Annotated in this window: 18 protein-coding genes and 1 other annotated feature; of the genes, 16 read left to right on the top strand and 2 right to left on the bottom strand. The window is 40.4% G+C overall.

The genetic code is table 11. The features are described from left to right. The first annotated feature begins 1 nt into the window (after position 1). From ccsB to J2S05_RS03285, 9 genes are all read left to right on the top strand, one after another. Complete coding sequence (gene ccsB / locus J2S05_RS03245; protein WP_306979841.1) at positions 2-1,189, top strand: c-type cytochrome biogenesis protein CcsB; 1,188 nt, start codon at positions 2-4, stop codon at positions 1,187-1,189. A gap of 86 nt (positions 1,190-1,275) precedes the next feature. Beyond that, a complete protein-coding gene (locus J2S05_RS03250) occupies positions 1,276-1,995 on the top strand; it encodes a response regulator transcription factor (protein WP_306979843.1) in 720 nt (239 codons plus the stop codon). Beyond that, a complete protein-coding gene (locus J2S05_RS03255; protein ID WP_306981081.1) occupies positions 1,992-3,770 on the top strand; it encodes an ATP-binding protein in 1,779 nt (592 codons plus the stop codon). The genes J2S05_RS03250 and J2S05_RS03255 overlap by 4 nt, the downstream gene beginning before the upstream one ends. A gap of 60 nt (positions 3,771-3,830) precedes the next feature. Further along, positions 3,831-4,775 (top strand): ABC transporter substrate-binding protein, encoded by a 945-nt coding sequence (locus tag J2S05_RS03260; protein ID WP_306979845.1) that lies wholly within the window; start codon positions 3,831-3,833, stop codon positions 4,773-4,775. Positions 4,776-4,866: 91 nt separating this feature from the next. Further along, positions 4,867-5,460, top strand: a complete 594-nt coding sequence (locus J2S05_RS03265) for a cob(I)yrinic acid a,c-diamide adenosyltransferase (RefSeq protein ID WP_306979847.1) — start codon at positions 4,867-4,869, stop codon at positions 5,458-5,460. Between the two features lie 58 nt (positions 5,461-5,518). After that, positions 5,519-6,445 carry a VanW family protein gene (locus tag J2S05_RS03270; RefSeq protein WP_306979849.1) on the top strand — a complete coding sequence of 309 codons (927 nt, stop codon included), beginning with the start codon at positions 5,519-5,521 and terminating at the stop codon, positions 6,443-6,445. 28 nt (positions 6,446-6,473) lie between these two features. After that, entirely contained in the window at positions 6,474-6,641 is a 168-nt protein-coding gene (locus tag J2S05_RS03275) for a hypothetical protein (RefSeq protein ID WP_306979850.1), read from the top strand. A gap of 41 nt (positions 6,642-6,682) precedes the next feature. Next, positions 6,683-7,066 (top strand): hypothetical protein, encoded by a 384-nt coding sequence (locus J2S05_RS03280; RefSeq protein ID WP_306979852.1) that lies wholly within the window; start codon positions 6,683-6,685, stop codon positions 7,064-7,066. Between the two features lie 96 nt (positions 7,067-7,162). Continuing rightward, entirely contained in the window at positions 7,163-7,924 is a 762-nt protein-coding gene (locus J2S05_RS03285; RefSeq protein ID WP_306979854.1) for a TerC family protein, read from the top strand. 67 nt (positions 7,925-7,991) lie between these two features. On the opposite strand, the gene serA is transcribed toward J2S05_RS03285, so the two are convergent. Next, the gene (serA, locus tag J2S05_RS03290) at positions 7,992-9,614 is read right to left on the bottom strand and encodes a phosphoglycerate dehydrogenase (protein WP_306979859.1); all 1,623 of its coding nucleotides are present in this window, start codon (positions 9,612-9,614) and stop codon (positions 7,992-7,994) included. A gap of 96 nt (positions 9,615-9,710) precedes the next feature. Further along, positions 9,711-9,928, bottom strand: a binding site (T-box leader). Between the two features lie 148 nt (positions 9,929-10,076). Between serA and J2S05_RS03295 the strand changes: the two genes are divergently transcribed. Next, positions 10,077-11,129, top strand: a complete 1,053-nt coding sequence (locus tag J2S05_RS03295; RefSeq protein ID WP_306979861.1) for a M14 family metallopeptidase — start codon at positions 10,077-10,079, stop codon at positions 11,127-11,129. 45 nt (positions 11,130-11,174) lie between these two features. On the opposite strand, the gene J2S05_RS03300 is transcribed toward J2S05_RS03295, so the two are convergent. Next, on the bottom strand, positions 11,175-11,423 hold the full coding sequence (locus J2S05_RS03300; RefSeq protein WP_306979863.1) for a ferredoxin: 249 nt from the start codon (positions 11,421-11,423) through the stop codon (positions 11,175-11,177). Between the two features lie 242 nt (positions 11,424-11,665). On the opposite strand from J2S05_RS03300, the gene J2S05_RS03305 reads away from it, so the two are divergent. The 6 genes from J2S05_RS03305 (at position 11,666) to J2S05_RS03330 (ending at position 16,921) form a co-directional block, all read left to right on the top strand. Continuing rightward, positions 11,666-12,718, top strand: a complete 1,053-nt coding sequence (locus J2S05_RS03305) for a YpbB family protein (protein ID WP_306979864.1) — start codon at positions 11,666-11,668, stop codon at positions 12,716-12,718. Beyond that, positions 12,705-14,228 carry a RecQ family ATP-dependent DNA helicase gene (locus J2S05_RS03310; protein WP_306979866.1) on the top strand — a complete coding sequence of 508 codons (1,524 nt, stop codon included), beginning with the start codon at positions 12,705-12,707 and terminating at the stop codon, positions 14,226-14,228. Before J2S05_RS03305 ends, J2S05_RS03310 begins: the two co-directional genes overlap by 14 nt. Continuing rightward, positions 14,218-14,796, top strand: a complete 579-nt coding sequence (locus tag J2S05_RS03315; RefSeq protein ID WP_306979868.1) for a CPBP family intramembrane glutamic endopeptidase — start codon at positions 14,218-14,220, stop codon at positions 14,794-14,796. Before J2S05_RS03310 ends, J2S05_RS03315 begins: the two co-directional genes overlap by 11 nt. 13 nt (positions 14,797-14,809) lie before the next feature. Then, the gene (locus J2S05_RS03320) at positions 14,810-15,010 is read left to right on the top strand and encodes a hypothetical protein (RefSeq protein ID WP_306979869.1); all 201 of its coding nucleotides are present in this window, start codon (positions 14,810-14,812) and stop codon (positions 15,008-15,010) included. A gap of 46 nt (positions 15,011-15,056) precedes the next feature. Then, positions 15,057-15,485 (top strand): DUF2663 family protein, encoded by a 429-nt coding sequence (locus tag J2S05_RS03325; protein WP_306979871.1) that lies wholly within the window; start codon positions 15,057-15,059, stop codon positions 15,483-15,485. A 263-nt stretch (positions 15,486-15,748) separates the two neighbouring features. Beyond that, entirely contained in the window at positions 15,749-16,921 is a 1,173-nt protein-coding gene (locus J2S05_RS03330; RefSeq protein ID WP_306979874.1) for a M20 family metallopeptidase, read from the top strand. Positions 16,922-16,966: the final 45 nt, after the last annotated feature.

Genomic DNA, 16,966 nt, shown 5'->3' on the forward strand with positions numbered 1-16,966 from the left:
CATGGCTGCAACAAGTGGAACGTTAATGCTTATTGCGTTTTTTCTATATCTCGCTTCTACTATTGCCTTTGCCGTTGCTGTAACGGGAAAGAAATGGAGAAATAAGGATGGAGAAATGAAAGGGAATCGCTGGGGGCTTTTCGGATTTATTTTCAGCATTTTAGCTGCTGCTTGTTCACTCGGCTATTTTGTGATTCGTTGGACTGTCGCAGGGCATGCACCAGTTAGTAATATGTACGAATATATGACCTTTCTTGGTATTGCAATGGGTCTGGCGTTTATTTTGATATTTAGCTTGTACCGAAGTAATGTCATTGGTCTATTCACGATGCCAACGGTGATGCTATTAATTGCCTATGCTTCTTTATTTCCAAGAGAAGTAGCACCACTAATTCCAGCGCTTCAAAGTAATTGGTTGAAGATCCATGTTATTACAACGGCTTTAGGTCAAGGGATCTTATCGATTGGTTTTGCGGCAGGTCTAGTGTATCTTATCCGAACCATGAATTATCGCAAACCTGGTTTGAAAACAGCTGCATTGGAATGGATTATGTATGCCATCACATCGCTGATTGGATACATAGGTGTTGGTTATCTATTTAAGTTATTGAACTATGAAACGGTGTTCTCTTACATAAATGAACTGGATATGGAAGCAGAAATGACCTATAATCTGCCTGCCTTGGTTGGTCCAAATCAGGCAGAACTGCTTACAAGTGGTCAAATGGAGCCGTTCTTTAATGTGTGGGCTTCAATACGAAGTGACGATTTGAATACAGTTATTTGGTCTTTTATTTCCGGAGCCGTTCTCTATCTTCTCTTACGACTTATTTTACGAAAAAGAATTGGACACGCCATTCAACCTTTACTGAAATCTGTTAACCCGGATCAAGTTGATGAGGTGAGCTATCGTGCTATTGCTATTGGCTTCCCGATCTTTGCACTTGGAGGACTAGTATTTGCTATGCTATGGGCACAAATTGCCTGGACTAGATTCTGGGGTTGGGATCCAAAAGAGGTTTGGGCATTGGTTACCTTCTTATTCTATGCTGTGTATTTGCATCTGCGCCTTTCGAATGGCTGGCATGGAGAAAAATCCGCATGGTTGTGTGTAATCGGTTTTGCTATCATTATGTTTAACCTTGTTTTTGTGAATTTAGTGATTGCTGGTCTACACTCTTACGCCTAAAAAACAGATAATGTGACTGAAATATCTAGGACATGGTACACTACAATGTATAGCAATTGTAAGAAGTAGAAGGAGGCACACTCTTAATGGAACAACACGAGGCTAATATACTAGTTGTAGATGATGAAGAACGTATTAGGCGCTTATTACGTATGTATTTAGAGCGTGAAAACTACTCAATTGAAGAGGCCGTAAATGGGCAACAAGCATTAGAGATGGCACTAGAGTCAGAATATGACTTAATCCTCTTAGATGTGATGATGCCTGAGATGGATGGCGTTGAAATGTGTCAAGAGCTTAGAAAAACGAAAGCAACTCCCGTCATGATGCTGACGGCAAAAGGGGAAGAAGGCAATCGCGTACAAGGGTTTGAAGTGGGGGCAGATGATTATATTGTCAAACCATTTAGTCCAAGAGAAGTTGTGTTGCGAGTGAAGGCTCTTCTTAGAAGATCTTCCACAACAAAATTTCTTCAAACGGATGTTCAAACAAAGGACTTGCTTGTTTTTAACCAATTAACGATTGATAATGATGCGCATAGAGTGACTGTTGATGGCCAGGATATCGGTCTAACACCTAAGGAATACGAGTTATTGTATTATTTAGCGCAATCACCAGATAAGGTTTTTTCGCGTGAGCAATTACTAAAGGATGTTTGGAATTATGAATTCTTTGGTGATTTACGAACGGTTGATACCCATATTAAAAGGCTTAGAGAAAAATTAAATAGAATATCGGAAGAAACCGCAGCTATGATTGCAACAGTTTGGGGTGTAGGCTACAAATTTGAGGCTGTGAAAGGCTGATGCTGTGGCAAAGTGTGGTTGGTAAACTCTGGTTTACCATTCTGTTACTTGTATCTGCAGTGCTGTCAATCTTAATGGTGCTGCTACTTCAGTCATTAGAGCAGTTTAATTTGACAGAAGCAGAGACTCAGCTACAGAAGCATGCTGCGATGGTTGCCTCGATCTATGAAGAACAGGGTACTGAACCAGAAGGCAAAGACATGATAAGCAAGTACGGAGAAAACTTTGCGACCAACATTGCGATTTTTGAAGATGGTCAAAAGGTTTGGGGCTCTGAGAATCACCTTGATGTTATGTTGCCGCCTTCATGGTTTACTGAAGATGATGATTTAGTAAGAGTTTTACAAGAAGAGGCTGAGGTTGTGAAGGAAGTATACTTCTCTTTACCCCCAGCCTCTTCTAATGATGAGGCAGAAATGATGGTAGTGGGGGTTCCTCTATCGGGCCAGACCGGAAGTGGTGTTTTTATGTATCAGACCCTTTCGGCTATTGAAGAAACATCCAATGAGACAAGGAGACTTGTCTATTTATCTGCGGGTATCGCCATTATATTAACCACATTTTTTGCTTTCTTTTTGTCATCCAGAGTGACTGCTCCTTTACGTAAGATGAGGCAAGCTGCATTAGAAGTAGCTGAAGGCAATTTTCAAACAAAAGTTCCTATTCTGACTCATGATGAGATTGGTCAGCTAGCTATTGCTTTTAATCGGATGCGACGTGAGCTAAACCGTAATATCGCAGCCTTAAATCAAGAAAAAGAACAATTGGCAAGAATTTTAAGTAGCATGGCTGATGGTGTGATGACCTTTAACCGTAAAGGGGAAGTCGTTGTCATGAATCCTCCTGCTGAACGCTTTTTTGAGGATTGGCGTTACGAAATGGAATCAAATTCTTCAAAAGCAGGTAACTTGCCGGAAGAGATGAATGAACTATTTCAAAAGGTTGTTGAAGAAGAGCACGAGGAGTTAATTGAGTTACTTGTGCAAGGTAGAAGTTGGGCAATCTTAATGGCTCCTTTGTATGATCAAGAAGATGTTCGAGGTGCAGTCGCTGTAATTAGAGATATGACTGAAGAACGTTTACATGATAAACTCCGAAAAGACTTTATTGCCAACGTATCCCATGAGCTTCGTACACCGATTTCTTTGCTACAAGGATACAGTGAGGCCATTGTTGATGATGTTGTAGGTTCCGAGGAAGATCAAAAAGAAATCGCACGAATTATATACGATGAATCCTTGCGAATGGGCCGCTTGGTTAACGAATTACTAGACTTAGCAAGAATGGAAGCTGGTCATACTGAGTTAAACAAAACAGTGGTGAATCTTGAAGAATTCAGTGAACGAATTATACGAAAGTTCCAAGGTTCTGCAAATGAAGATGGTCTTAACTTGATCACTCATACAGTAGGTAGCCACCCAGACGTTCTAATTGATGTAGATCGAATGGAGCAGGTCCTTACAAATCTTCTGCATAATGCGATTCGTCATACTGAGCAAGGTGGAACTGTGGCTTTAAATGTTAAGCTAGAAGCAGATCATGTTGAAATGGATGTAACGGATACAGGCAGTGGCATTAAAGAAGAGGATCTTCCTTTTGTGTTTGAGCGTTTTTATAAAGGGGATAAGGCACGTACTAGAGGACGTTCTGGGACCGGTCTTGGGTTAGCCATTACGAAAAATATTGTCGAGGCACATCAAGGTGAACTGTCTGTTCATAGTAAAATGAACAAAGGAACGACATTTTCTATGATTCTTCCTCGAAAATCTGTTTAACCTAGCGAATGAAAAGGAAAAATCTTGTTTCATACGGAACAAGTGAAAGTGGGAGAGAGTGTGCAAGGAAAAAAATATGTTCAAATCAGCCTATTTGTGTGTAGTGTTCTTATCGTTTCAGGTTGTCAAACGGGATCTACACCTGAAGAGACTGATGAACAGCCGTCGGAACAAGTGGATGAGACTGGTTATCCATTAGATATAACAGATGCTATCGATCAAGAGCTCACGATTAACGAAGAACCTCAAAAAATAGTCTCTCTCATCCCGAGTAATACAGAAATTGTGTATGCGCTAGGTGCTGGAGAGGTCCTTGTCGGACGATCAGATTTTGATGACTATCCTGAAGAAGTATTAGATGTGCAAAGCATTGGTGGAATGGAGTTTGATACAGAACAGATTATTGAACTTGAACCAGATTTAATTCTTGCACATGAGTCTGGCGTTGCTCAGGCAGAAAATGGATTTGAACAGCTTGAATCGGCAGGGTATCCGGTTTTTGTCGTGGATGATGCGCAGACAATTGATGAGGTCTATGAAACGATTGAACAAATTGGTCAATTGTTAAATAGACAAATTGAATCAGATGAATTAATTGAAGAGATGAAGGATCGTTTTAGTGATTTATCAACGCAAACTGAAAAAGATCTAGATACACAACGCTCAGTATGGGTAGAAATTTCACCACAGCCCATTTATGTAGCTGGAAAAGAAACGTTCATGGATGAATTACTGCAAATTGGCCATGCGAAAAATGCAGCAGAAGAGATAACAGGCTGGGCTGAGGTAAGTGAGGAAACCGGAATAACGAGTAATCCAGATGTGATTATTTCCACATATTTTGGTGCGGAGGATATCAAAGAGAGACCGGGCTGGACTCTTGTTTCCGCCCATGAAGAAGACCGTATTTATGATATTGATCCGAATATTGTCAGTCGGCCTGGACCGAGGCTAGTTGAGGGTGCGGAGAAATTAGCGGAGTACATTTATCCAGATGATTTTTAACTTGCACGAACAGATTGAAGGCTTTTTGTCCCGCCGTATGTAGGGTATAAAAAGCCTTTTTTCTATGAAATGATTAGGGAGTGAATACGTGATGAAGATATATACAAAGCAAGGAGATCAGGGGAAAACATCGATTGTTGGAGGAAAAGTAAACAAGCACGATATCCGTGTAGAAGTTCTTGGTACACTTGATGAATTAAATTGCCAAGTAGGATTAGCGCGAGCTGAACTAGCTGGTGTGAATGGTCAACTTAATGAAGAGTTGCTTAAGATCCAGCATGAGTTGTTTGATTGCGGAAGTGATCTCTCTTCCATTCGAACCAATGAAAGCAAGGAGTACAAGGTAAATGCAGAGATGATTACATGGTTAGAAAAAAGAATAGATGAATGGGTCGACGTCACACCTCCAATTAAGCGATTTATTTTACCAGGCGGAACAAAAGGAGCTGCTACCCTTCATGTATGTAGGAGTGTTGCACGAAGAGCAGAACGAAAAATTTCATTGCTACATGAAGAAAAGGGAGATGTGCCTCAATCAGTGCAAGCCTACGTGAATCGGTTATCAGATTATTTTTTTGCGGTGGCCCGTGCTGCTAATCATCTAGCCCAGACGAACGATGTGGAATATATTCGCGGAACAGATGTGTTTACGTTTGGAAATAGCGAAGAAAATAAGAAAGGATAGTTAACAGATCATGAATCAAGCTCCCTCTACATAGAAATGAAAAGGAGGGAGAGATTCAATGGGAAGATTATCAGGGCAAGTAGTCGTTCTTATGGCCAGCTTCATTCTTTTAACAGGGTGTTATGATGTTGGAACGCAAAGTAGCAAACCTTTATCCAAGAAAGCAGAACGCGATCCCATTTTAAAAGAGAGTATGTATTGGGATGAAGTAGAGCTTATTGATCATCAGCAACACTCAACAGTCATCGATTTGTCTGAGCTAGGTTTTCAAAAGACTGGTTTAGCTGAAGAATTAGATGAAGCAACTGTAGCTTCTTTTGCTAGTGAACTAGCGGCAACGATTGATACACCAATGCGGAATCCTTCCTTTGACGAGCAAGGAGAGCAGATTGCAGGAGAAAATCGAGTGATTTTAGCTGAAGAGGAATTCATTGAGCAAATTCAAACTTTGTCAGCGCGCACAAAAACATTGACTCTGCCAATTTATCAAACGGTACCAACCGTGACCGAGACGCAGCTTCAAGGAATTGACCAATATGAACGATCGAGCTTTCGTACATATTTTGATCCAAATGTAAGTGGGCGAGTCCATAATATTCAACTATCTGCAGAGGCAATTAATCATATTGTCTTAGGTGTCGGGGATCAGTTTTCCTTTAATAAAGTGGTAGGAGAACGAACGCCAGAACGAGGCTATCAAGAAGCAAAGGAAATAGTGAACAAAGAGTTTGTCCTTGGAATTGGTGGTGGGATTTGTCAAACATCGTCAACTTTGTTTAATGCCATTGAGGCTGCCGGGTTAGACATTGTCCATCGCTATACGCATTCTAGGGAGGTTGGATACGTGGCAGAGGGACGGGATGCTACGGTATCTTGGGGAGGTCCTGATTTTGTGTTTCAAAATTCTTTGGATCAGCCCATTATGATTCGCACAGAAATGAATCATGGCGAGTTGGTTGTCAAAATTCTATCTCACACACCATAGTAAGAGAGTTTGATTACAGGAGGCTTACATGTTCGATTATGTTAAAAGAATTTGTATTGCGTTAGTCTTAGCTGTTTTTATTGGTGCCCTGTTTATAGGGGTCTCAACAATCAATGCACAAGGTCAGGAAGTAAAGACCATTCAATTAGGTAAGCTTTCTTACACTAGTGAGACAGCTAGCTCTCACATATGTTAAAATGATGAAAAGAATGTGATTTAAGAAAGGTTTCATGAATCATGACAGATGGACGACTAAAAGCTGAGCTACTTTCGTGGTTTAATCAGCAAATGGATTTATCAAGTACACAGGTGGATATTGTGGATGGCTTTGTTTTTATGCTAAAAAAACTGAGATCTCAAAGCACATTGCGTTTGGTTGGTGGTTTAACTCCACATCCACGGTTTTGGAAGGCTCATTATCGGGCTTTTGGATATCGACTAAGAACGAAGGGAGATCAGCAAGCTGCCCAGCAAATGCAAGAGTTCTATCTAAGAGTAGCGAAATCTGAAGGTTTTATTATCTTTGATAAAGATCAGATTATCGTAACGGAAGAAGGCTTATTGTACTTAAAGCTAAAAAAAGAACAGCAGCTTGAACAAATCCTCACCCATATATGGTGATGAATAGACTAAGTAAAGAAGTGTAAACTAAGCCAATCAAATAAAGAATGGACTAATGTTTTTGGTTCCATTGTTTGGTTGGGGGTTTACACCGTTATGGATACTGCACTTTTGCTTGAATATGGATGGGTACTGCTAATACTAATTGGGCTTGAAGGCGTGTTAGCGGCTGATAATGCCGTTGTTTTAGCCATGGTTATTAGACATTTGCCTACCGATCAGCGGAAAAAAGCTCTATTTTATGGTCTTGCAGGAGCGTTTGTTTTTCGATTTGCTTCTCTATTTCTAATCTCCTATTTAGTGGATGTGTGGCAAATTCAGGCAATTGGAGCGATTTATCTTCTCTATTTGTCGCTACATTACATTTGGAGAAAGTTTATCATGTACAAAACAAAATCAGCGAAGTCTGTTAAGGCTCCATCTGGTTTTTGGAAAACAGTCTTAAAAGTAGAACTCGCTGACTTTGCTTTTGCTGTTGACTCCATTTTGGCCGCAGTCGCTTTAGCTATGACCCTCCCAGAGACGAATCTACCTATGATCGGACAGATGGATGGGGGGCATTTTATCGTTATCCTTACGGGGGGTATTGTAGGTATAGTGATTATGAGATTTGCTGCTAGCAAGTTTGTAACACTACTCGAAAAACGCCCCAATTTGGAAACGGGTGCTTATATCATTGTAGGTTGGGTAGGTGTGAAGCTGGCTGTATTTACATTAAGTCATCCAGATTTGGCTGTTCTACCCGAACACTTTCCTGAATCCACCCCATGGAAGCTAACCTTTTGGAGTGTGTTAGTTCTCATCATTGTTATTAGCTGGGTGACTTCAGGTAAGGGGAAGCAACGTGTAGAACAATAATAATCTCAAAGACGATTAAAAAAGGCGATCCGCATCTAAGCGAATCGCCTTTTTTATTTTTGTTCATCTAACATTCAATGGTTTCGGCAAATTGAATTTCTTCAATTTGATGAAGCCCATCAAGTACGTTTTGATCAACTAGTTTATCGACCGTAACAAGCATAATTGCTTGACCACCTATTTCTTGACGGCCAACTTGCATCGTCGCAATATTCACATCGTGTTCAGCAAGTAGCTGCCCCATCTTCCCGATAACACCAGGTTTATCATTATGCTGGATGTAGAGAATATGACCTTCAGGTACAAAATCCACGGAAAATCCATTCATATTCACGATTCGTGCTCCATATTCTTTAACATAGGTTCCTTGTATGGAGAATGAACGATCTTCTCCTTTTACCACGGCGTGGATAAGGTTGGCATACCCGTATGAATCAGACACTTGTTTCTCACCAAAGCTAATCCCACGTTCCTTGGCAATGAGTGAAGCATTGACATCATTAACTGCGGCGTCCACCCGTGGCTGTAAGAAACCTGCCATTAAGCTACGTGTTGTGATGGTGGTTTCAAAATCAGTGACATGGCCACTATAATGGACATCAATTTCTTGAACAGGCGTACGCATCACTTGAGAAAGAATGTTCCCCATTTTTTTGGTTAGTTGATAGTAAGGTTTTACTTTCTCATACACTTCTTTTGAAAGAGTAGGAAGGTTAATGGAATTTGTTGCAGGTGCTCCTTGTAAAAAGTGGAGAACTTCCTCTGATACTTGTGATGCCACATTTAATTGAGCTTCTTTTGTAGAGGCAGCAATATGCGGCGTAGCAATCACATTATCAAAATCTAAAAGTTCACGGTCAGTTGCGGGCTCTTCTACAAATACATCAAGAGCAGCACCAGCCACGTGTCCAGTTCCAAGATAATGCTTTAATGCTTGCTCATCAATGATGCCACCTCGTGCACAGTTGATAAGGAATACACCTGGTTTTGTTTTTGCTATATTTTTCATGCCTAATAGACCTTTTGTTTCTTTCGTAAGAGGAGTGTGCACAGTGATGATATCAGCCTGGGCCAAAACATCTTCAACAGAACCAAGTTCTACGCCTAATTTCTCAGCACGATCCTTTGTTAAAAATGGATCAAATACAAGAAGTTTCATCTCAAATGCTTTTGCTCTTTGAGCGATTTGAGTTCCAATGCGACCAAAACCAATGATACCCAAAGTTTTTAAGCGAAGTTCAGACCCTTGATATTTCGTACGATTCCATTGACCCTCTTTGATGGATGCATTAGCCTGAGGAATATTACGTAATAAAGAACTCATCATAGCAAATGTATGCTCTGCCGTAGAGATGGTGTTCCCGTCTGGCGCATTTACAACGACAACCCCATGTTTTGTAGCGGCGTCAAGATCGATGTTATCTACACCAACTCCAGCACGCGCAACAATTTTTAGGTTAGGCATCTTGGTTAATAGTTCTTCCGTTACTGTTGTTGCACTTCGAACAAGTAATGCATCAAACTTGGATAAATCATCGACTTCGGCTACATTTTGCTGAACACAATGAACAAGATCACTCTCGAGAAGAGGCTGAAGCCCTTCTTTACTCATTGTGTCAGACACCAAAATGTTGTAAATGTCAGTTGCATTCTTTTCCTTAGTTGTCTCTGCTACCAATTGTTGTTCCATTCCCCTGTCCACTCCTTTTAGATACTGTCTTACTTTGTCGCGGTACTGTGAAAGCGTAATCTATCAAAAAAACTCCGCCCCTCACAACGATATGTCGTGAGGGGCGGAAGTCCGCGGTACCACCCTCATGATGTGGACAATTGTCCAACTCTTATGGAGAATCTCTCCAATGATAACGGGTTAACCCGAATACACCTACTAGTGTTCGATGTATTAACTCGGAAGGGCTATCCAAAAAGGCTCTTGCTCACTCTCACCAACCGTAAGCTCTCTGAAAAGATATCCTTTTTTTCATTCTTCCTCAACGTTTATATTTGTATTTTCTTTTTCATACGTTTTACGACTAAATAAAAGTTCTAATTGTAAGATAACTTATCACACAGAACTAGAGCTGTCAACAGAGTAAATGTTATGAAAAAAGTAGAAGAAAGTAAGATAAAACAAGTAGGAGTGATCATACAGATGTATACAATAAAGCAAGGAGATACTGTATCTCTAGTTGCCTATAAACATAGAATTCGTCCAATTGATTTACTTATCGCTAACCCTTTTATTCGATTTGAGCAAGATTATTTACCACCAGGGAAGATCGTTCAACTGCCATCAAATGCTTCAATTGAAAGTGAGATTCCAGCAGCAGACGATCTTTTTTGTGAATTTAGTCTACAACAATTGGAAGATGACCGAATAAAAATCGAAGAATTCGGCGTGAAAGCTTCTGTCATAGGTTTCTCCGTTATGGCTCAGCCTATCTATGCGTGGGTAATTGGTACCGGAGAAAAAAAGTGCTTTTATTCGGGTGGCTGGCATGCGAATGAATGGCATACCTCAAAATTTTTAAGTCGTTTTCTACTTAACTGTGTGAAAAAACTACATTCTGATGAAAGATGGCATGGCTTTTCTCTTGCGGAGCTGTTCACCAAGGTACAATTGCATATCGTTCCTATGGTCAATCCAGATGGAATTGATTTGGTGTTACAAGGTGCGTATGAAGGACACCCATACAAACAACAGCTCATTAAAACAAATCAAGGTTTGACACGGTTTAATCATTGGTCAGCCAATATTCGTGGAGTCGATTTAAATCATCAATGGCCGGCAGGGTGGAAGGAGGAGGCAGAAGGTAGTCCAAATCAACCATGGCCGAGACATTTCGGAGGACCTTACCCATTATCAGAGCCAGAAGCCATGGCGATTTATCAATACGTCAAAAAAGAACAACCGGAGTATGTGCTTGCCTTCCATTCGCAAGGTCAAGTTATTTACTGGGGATATAGGGGACTGGAATCAAAGGCAAGCGCTGAAATGGTTAAGAAGCTTTGTCAGGCAAGCTCTTATTCAGCGATACAGACAGCTGATAGTGATGCAGGCTTTAAGGATTGGTTTATAAAAGAGACCCGAAAGTCAGGATTCACAATTGAAGTAGGGACGGGGACAAATCCTCTTCCTCCACAATCATTCACTGAGATCTGGACTAATAATGTTAGTCTTGCGTTAACGGGATTAAGCTTATAAAAACAAAGAAAAAAGGCTTTCCTCAAAGAGGTAAGCCTTTAGATCCTATTCAAACTTTAATGCGTCGCCATCAAATGACTCGTCCGCAACTTTAATTGAGTCTGTTGGGCACCCTTCGTGTGCGTCAATCATATCTTCCTCTAACTCATCAGGAATGGCAGTAGTACCTGCGTTGTCATCAAGAATAACAAACGCAATGCCTTCATCGTCGTAATCGTAAATATCTGGAGCCGCAGCACCACAGGCACCACAGGCGATACAGGTATCTTTATCTACAATTGTATATTTAGCCATCTTACAAAACCTCCATTTTTAGCGTTCTCTCCTCTTTTTCCTTAACGGCAATCATAGGGAGTGCATTTTCTCTACCTATTGTAAAGTCTTCCCGGTTTTTTTTCAACTGAATCATGCCATGATTTAAGTCTTACCTATCGAAAAGAGAAGAATATTCTCGAATTATCGACCCAATTACCCATGTTCCTTAGAATTTTGGTACAATAAATAGAACAGAGTGAGCATGAAGGAGGGGCAGAAATATGAAAAAAGAGTTGCTTCTTTCTGTTTTACACGCATATAAGGGTGAGCGGACGATCTATGGAGCATTTCATATCCTTCAAGGGAAAAAAACTGCGCAATCCATCCAAGATGGGCATTTCTTTTCAGTCCTTCCTTTTTATAACCTTCTTCCCGACCTAACTAGACAAGAAGTGGATGATTTGACCCATACGCTTGAGAGCAATGGTTTAATTAGACGAACAGAGGAAGACAAAGCAATTCTAACCAAACAAGGAGAGAGATCCGTGCATCGTTTTACGGAAGACCATGATTTCATTTCTGATCTTAATGGTTGGAAGTATCTCAGGCAAACCTCCATTTTTTGGCTTAGGCTTACGTTACTAATTCAAACGGCAACCCATATAAAAGCGAACCAACCTCGATTTATTCCAATTACCAATCATCGTGATAGTCAGCAATGGGTAAAAAACCATCTCCAAAGATACCAAGGTGGGGTAGACGCGCTGTTGGATGATATCTATAAGGATATTTCTAGTTACTTACAAACATGTAGAAGTGAACAGGCCCAAGCCTTTGTCATGCAACTTAGTTCTCCTGCTCAGGTTGGCTTAACACTTCATCAAATTTCGCAAACGTTGAATCTAGATTCAATTAAAACGAATATTTTACACAAAGCTACTTTACATAGGCTATTCAATGCTTGTGAAGACGGTGCTTTTCCTTCTCTTTATGCGTGTATGGGTGGAAAAGAAAATCAAACTTTTTCAACTGAAACGGCGTTAAAAACTGCTCAGTTGATGAAACAAGGATTAAAGATGGATCAGATTATTCAAGCAAGAGGTTTGAAACAAAGTACAATTGAGGATCATATCGTTGAGATTGCTTTATATGATACAAGCTTCTCAATAGAGCCTTACGTATCCGATCAAGAGATTGCTGCTATTGTAAAAGCCTCAATGGAGCTTCAGACATTAAAATTAAAAGAACTTCGCTCCGTCTTAGGAGATGACTATACTTATTTTAAGATTCGAATGGCGTTAACACGAAAGGATCCTTCTTATGGAGCTTCATGAGTCACTAAAAAAGTGGTTTGGATACTCTGAATTCAGACCAGGTCAGCGTGAGATCATTGAAAGCCTAGTAAGCGGACAAGATGTCTTAGCTATGTTACCAACAGGGACAGGGAAGTCCATTTGCTATCAGCTACCTGCATTATTGTCAGACGGATTGACCATTGTTGTATCGCCTCTTCTGTCATTAATGCTTGACCAAGTGCAAGAGCTAAAGAGTAAAGGTATGAAGCAAGTTGCAGCATTAAATAGCATGATATCAAAGGAAGAACGGCAAAGCGTGCTTACCCACCTTTCTCACTATCGACTTCTTTATGTTTCACCAGAAATGCTTCAATCAGATTGGGTACTATCAAAATTGAAACAAATTAATGTTCGTTATTTTGTTGTGGATGAAGCTCACTGTATTTCTCATTGGGGAAAGTCATTTCGGACAGATTATCGTAAGTTAGCGCCTATTAAACGGTATCTTGGCCATCCTCCCTGCCTTGCGATCACTGCAACGGCAACAGAAGAAGTCCGAAAAGACATTAAAGAGCAGCTACAACTTCAAGATGAATCAAGTTATATATATAGTGTCGATCGTAAAAATATTGCTTTACATATACAAGAAACCGATTCAAAGGAAACGAAGCTTGAACAGCTTTTAGACTACGTTAATACAGTAAAAGGTCCAGGCATCGTTTATTTTCAGAGTCGCAAGTGGACTGAATCAGCAGCAGAGTATTTACGCTCACAGGGTCATACGAACGTCAGTTTTTATCACGGAGGCATGGTCCAAGAAGATCGACTTCTAATTCAGCAGCAGTTTATGAATGGGCAATTAAATCTTATTTGCTGCACAAGTGCATTTGGAATGGGCTTAAATAAATCAGATATTCGATATGTCATTCATTTTCACTTGCCTCTTGATCTTGAATCGTATTTGCAGGAAATTGGTCGAGCTGGTCGTGATGGAAACCAGAGCCTGGCTATTTTACTTTACAACAAAGATGATCTAGGATTAGCGACTTCTATGATACAAAGAGATGTGATGCGATCAGATCAGCTAGTCCATATTTTAACAGCGTTATCTGAGGGTGGCGCATTCTCACCTGAAAAGGAAGTATCTATCTATACATCAATAGGTGTTTCAGAGTCAGCCTTTTCGATCTTGCGTTATCAATTAGAGCAGCAGCAATTCGTTCATCGAGGTAACTGGAAGTCATTTGATGTGGAGACTGTCTATTCTCAGATGGATCACATGTTAGTAGAATATAGAAAAGTAGTAGAAAGAAGGCTTTCAAACGTTTATCAATGGGTAGAAACGTCTCAATGTAAAAGAGAAAGAATTCTTCATTACTTTGGTGAACCAGCAGTAGAAAAGCCAAAGCTATGCTGTTCATCGTGTGGGATTAGTGTTTCTGACTTTGAGCTGATCCAACAAAACGAAGACAGAGTGTTGGGTTCAGTTACGGATTGGCAGAATCAATTGAACCGTGTGTTTTTAAAAGAGGTTGGTAATGGAAACTAACAGAGAAAGACTCGAGTCTCTTCCGGTGAAAGTGCTCTATCTTAATGCGTATCTGACTCAGCTCATTTTGTTCGTCATTGCTGCATGGCTTTATTGGATCTTTCGAGATTCATTACGAGATGTTTTTATCATTAGTCAGCTACAAATAATAGAAGCTCTTATATGGGGAAGTACGGCAACGGCTGTAATTCTGGCTATTGAATGGGTGATAAAAAGAATAGTGAGTGAGAACGCCTTAGATGATGGGGGGATAAATAAACTTTTATTTAGCCAAATGTCTAGCTTTCATATGATCTGTTTTTGTTTACTGGTTAGTATTGTTGAGGAATTACTTTTTAGGGCAATCCTTCAATCACTTCTTGGACTTTTTGGAGCAAGTTTGTTATTCGCAATCATACATGTTCGATATGTGACGAAACCGGTGTTGTTTTTTGTCGTAACAGGAGTTAGCTTTATTCTAGGGTTGCTTTTTCATTATACTGGTAACATTCTCGTTCCAATTACCGCCCACTTTTTAATTAATCTCATTTCTGGCTTTTATATACGATCAACAAATAAGAAAAGATGAGGGGTGCTTGTCATTGAGTTCAGCCAAAAGAGAAACTCGGTCTGAGAGCCAAGAGGTTCAAGAGACATCATCACTACCTCCTCGTGGGGAAATTCAACAGCGTAGGAGACAACGAAGGGAGAAAGCACCGGCTTTTCCACTTGCTAAAATCCTATTAGTTTTGTTTTTACTTTTAGTTGGTATAGCGGTTTTCATAGCGCCACGTTTGTTCTAAGGTCATTGATCCATTCATATAATGTGTCAAAAAGGGGGGCGCTAGCGTGAGCCTACCTGTTTCAGTAAAGGACAGCCCTGTTGCTAAAATGATGATAGATGAATTAATTGTTCGAAAAAAGAAAGTTGAAAAGTTAGAACGTACAAGGAATCAAACAGGAATCAGTCTTTTTATCCTTTTGATTGGATTATTATTCTTCGGTTTTGATTGGACAGGATATGGGCTACTTGGTTTGCCGATCCACGTTAAAGGTTCATTTGGAATGCTCTTGTTTGTGTGTGCGGCTGCAGGTGTAGCACGATTGATGCATGTAACAAAAAAGACGGATAAAGCAGATCATGAATTTGAAGAGTTAAGAGAGGAATTGATTCAACGTTCAGAGGATTTCTGGAAAGATGATCATAACTGGAAACAGAGAGAGACGATATTTAAGCAACTAGTAGAACGTTATGACATCAATTTATTCCATCGATAAGTCAGTAAAAGAAATTACGAGTGAATACGCTTTGACAAGCCAATGACTCATCGGCTAAAATATAAGTAAGATAAAGTTTGAGGAGTGATCAATTATGTCTATGGGTCAATTTCTGGCAGTCCTTGGATTTGGTGGACTGGCGGTTTTACTTGCACTATTTATGTCAATTGGTTTATTGAAACTTTCACAGAAATCGGATTAACCAGGTTGATACTCTGAAGCAGGGTATCGGCTTTTTTTATACAAAATAGGAGGGTCTACATATGAGTACATTGTTTGAGCGATTAGAGGAGCTTTATCCGGAAATGGTAGAAATCAGAAGGAAATTACATGCTGAACCAGAGCTTTCCTTTCACGAAGTTAAAACACCTGCATTTATTGCTGAATACCTTGAAGGTCTTGGAGTTGAGGTGAAAAGAGGCGTAGGCGGACGTGGGGTTGTTGGCTATATTAAAGGTGATTTACCTGGAAAGACAGTCGCTTTACGCGCTGATTTTGATGCTCTTCCTATTCAAGAGGATACGGGTCTTGATTTTGCATCTACAGTTCCTGGAGTGATGCATGCATGCGGACATGATGGGCATACGGCAACATTACTTGTGTGTGCCAAAGTGTTGATGGAGAATCGACATCAGTTAAAGGGTACCATTGTATTAATTCATCAATATGCTGAGGAACTAGCCCCAGGTGGCGCAATTGAAATGATTAAAGATGGATGTTTAGATGGAGTAGACGTCATTTATGGTACTCACCTATGGAACCCACTGCCACTAGGTGAGGTTGGCTATCGCTCTGGACCAATCATGGCTGCTGCTGATCGGTTTGAAGTTACGATTCAAGGGAGAGGCGGACATGGAGCGGCTCCTCATGAAACTGTTGATGCTGTAGCGGTAGGTTCTTCTGTTGTGCAGAATCTCCAACATGTTGTAAGTAGACAGGTTGATCCACTTAAATCTGCTGTTGTCACGACAGCATCTTTTCATGCTGGTGGACCATTTAACGTGATTGCAGATACGGCGCAACTGGTTGGAACGGTTCGAAGCTTTGAAGAAGAAGTACAAGAGTTAGTCATTACAAAAATGGAGCAAATGATTAAAGGTGTTAGCGAAGGCATGGGAGCAAGCTACGACTATACGTACGTTAAAGGCTATCCTGCTGTTGTAAATGATGCTGTTGAAACAGAACGGTTTGCTGCTGTAGCAAAAGAAATTCATGCTGAAGAACTAGTTGTTGAAATCGCACCTGTTATGGGAGGCGAAGACTTTGCATATTATTTACAAGAAGTACCTGGAACCTTTTTCTTTACAGGATCAGGAAACCCAGAAATAGGAGCAGATTACCCTCATCATCATCCAAAGTTTACATTTGATGAGCAAGCGATGCTGCTAGCGGGTAAACTATTAGTTCAAGCTGCCATTACCTATCAAGAAGACTAACGATCAATCAAATCATTGGGCAGGGTCTACCTTGATATTGTATAT

The organism is Alkalicoccobacillus murimartini (assembly GCF_030813245.1).
In the GTDB taxonomy this organism is placed as follows: Bacteria; Bacillota; Bacilli; order Bacillales; family Bacillaceae_D; genus Alkalicoccobacillus; species Alkalicoccobacillus murimartini.

Bases quoted from the DNA above. Each gene is read 5' to 3' on its own strand.
- J2S05_RS03305 (WP_306979864.1), top strand. From the start codon at position 11,666: ATGAAAAAAGAGTTGCTTCTTTCTGTTTTACACGCATATAAGGGTGAG.
- J2S05_RS03270 (WP_306979849.1), top strand. From the start codon at position 5,519: ATGGGAAGATTATCAGGGCAAGTAGTCGTTCTTATGGCCAGCTTCATT.
- ccsB (WP_306979841.1), top strand. From the start codon at position 2: ATGGCTGCAACAAGTGGAACGTTAATGCTTATTGCGTTTTTTCTATAT.
- J2S05_RS03280 (WP_306979852.1), top strand. From the start codon at position 6,683: ATGACAGATGGACGACTAAAAGCTGAGCTACTTTCGTGGTTTAATCAG.
- J2S05_RS03300 (WP_306979863.1), bottom strand. From the start codon at position 11,423: ATGGCTAAATATACAATTGTAGATAAAGATACCTGTATCGCCTGTGGT.
- J2S05_RS03250 (WP_306979843.1), top strand. From the start codon at position 1,276: ATGGAACAACACGAGGCTAATATACTAGTTGTAGATGATGAAGAACGT.
- J2S05_RS03315 (WP_306979868.1), top strand. From the start codon at position 14,218: ATGGAAACTAACAGAGAAAGACTCGAGTCTCTTCCGGTGAAAGTGCTC.
- serA (WP_306979859.1), bottom strand. From the start codon at position 9,614: ATGGAACAACAATTGGTAGCAGAGACAACTAAGGAAAAGAATGCAACT.
- J2S05_RS03295 (WP_306979861.1), top strand. From the start codon at position 10,077: ATGTATACAATAAAGCAAGGAGATACTGTATCTCTAGTTGCCTATAAA.
- J2S05_RS03310 (WP_306979866.1), top strand. From the start codon at position 12,705: ATGGAGCTTCATGAGTCACTAAAAAAGTGGTTTGGATACTCTGAATTC.
- J2S05_RS03285 (WP_306979854.1), top strand. From the start codon at position 7,163: ATGGATACTGCACTTTTGCTTGAATATGGATGGGTACTGCTAATACTA.
- J2S05_RS03265 (WP_306979847.1), top strand. From the start codon at position 4,867: ATGAAGATATATACAAAGCAAGGAGATCAGGGGAAAACATCGATTGTT.
- J2S05_RS03275 (WP_306979850.1), top strand. From the start codon at position 6,474: ATGTTCGATTATGTTAAAAGAATTTGTATTGCGTTAGTCTTAGCTGTT.
- J2S05_RS03330 (WP_306979874.1), top strand. From the start codon at position 15,749: ATGAGTACATTGTTTGAGCGATTAGAGGAGCTTTATCCGGAAATGGTA.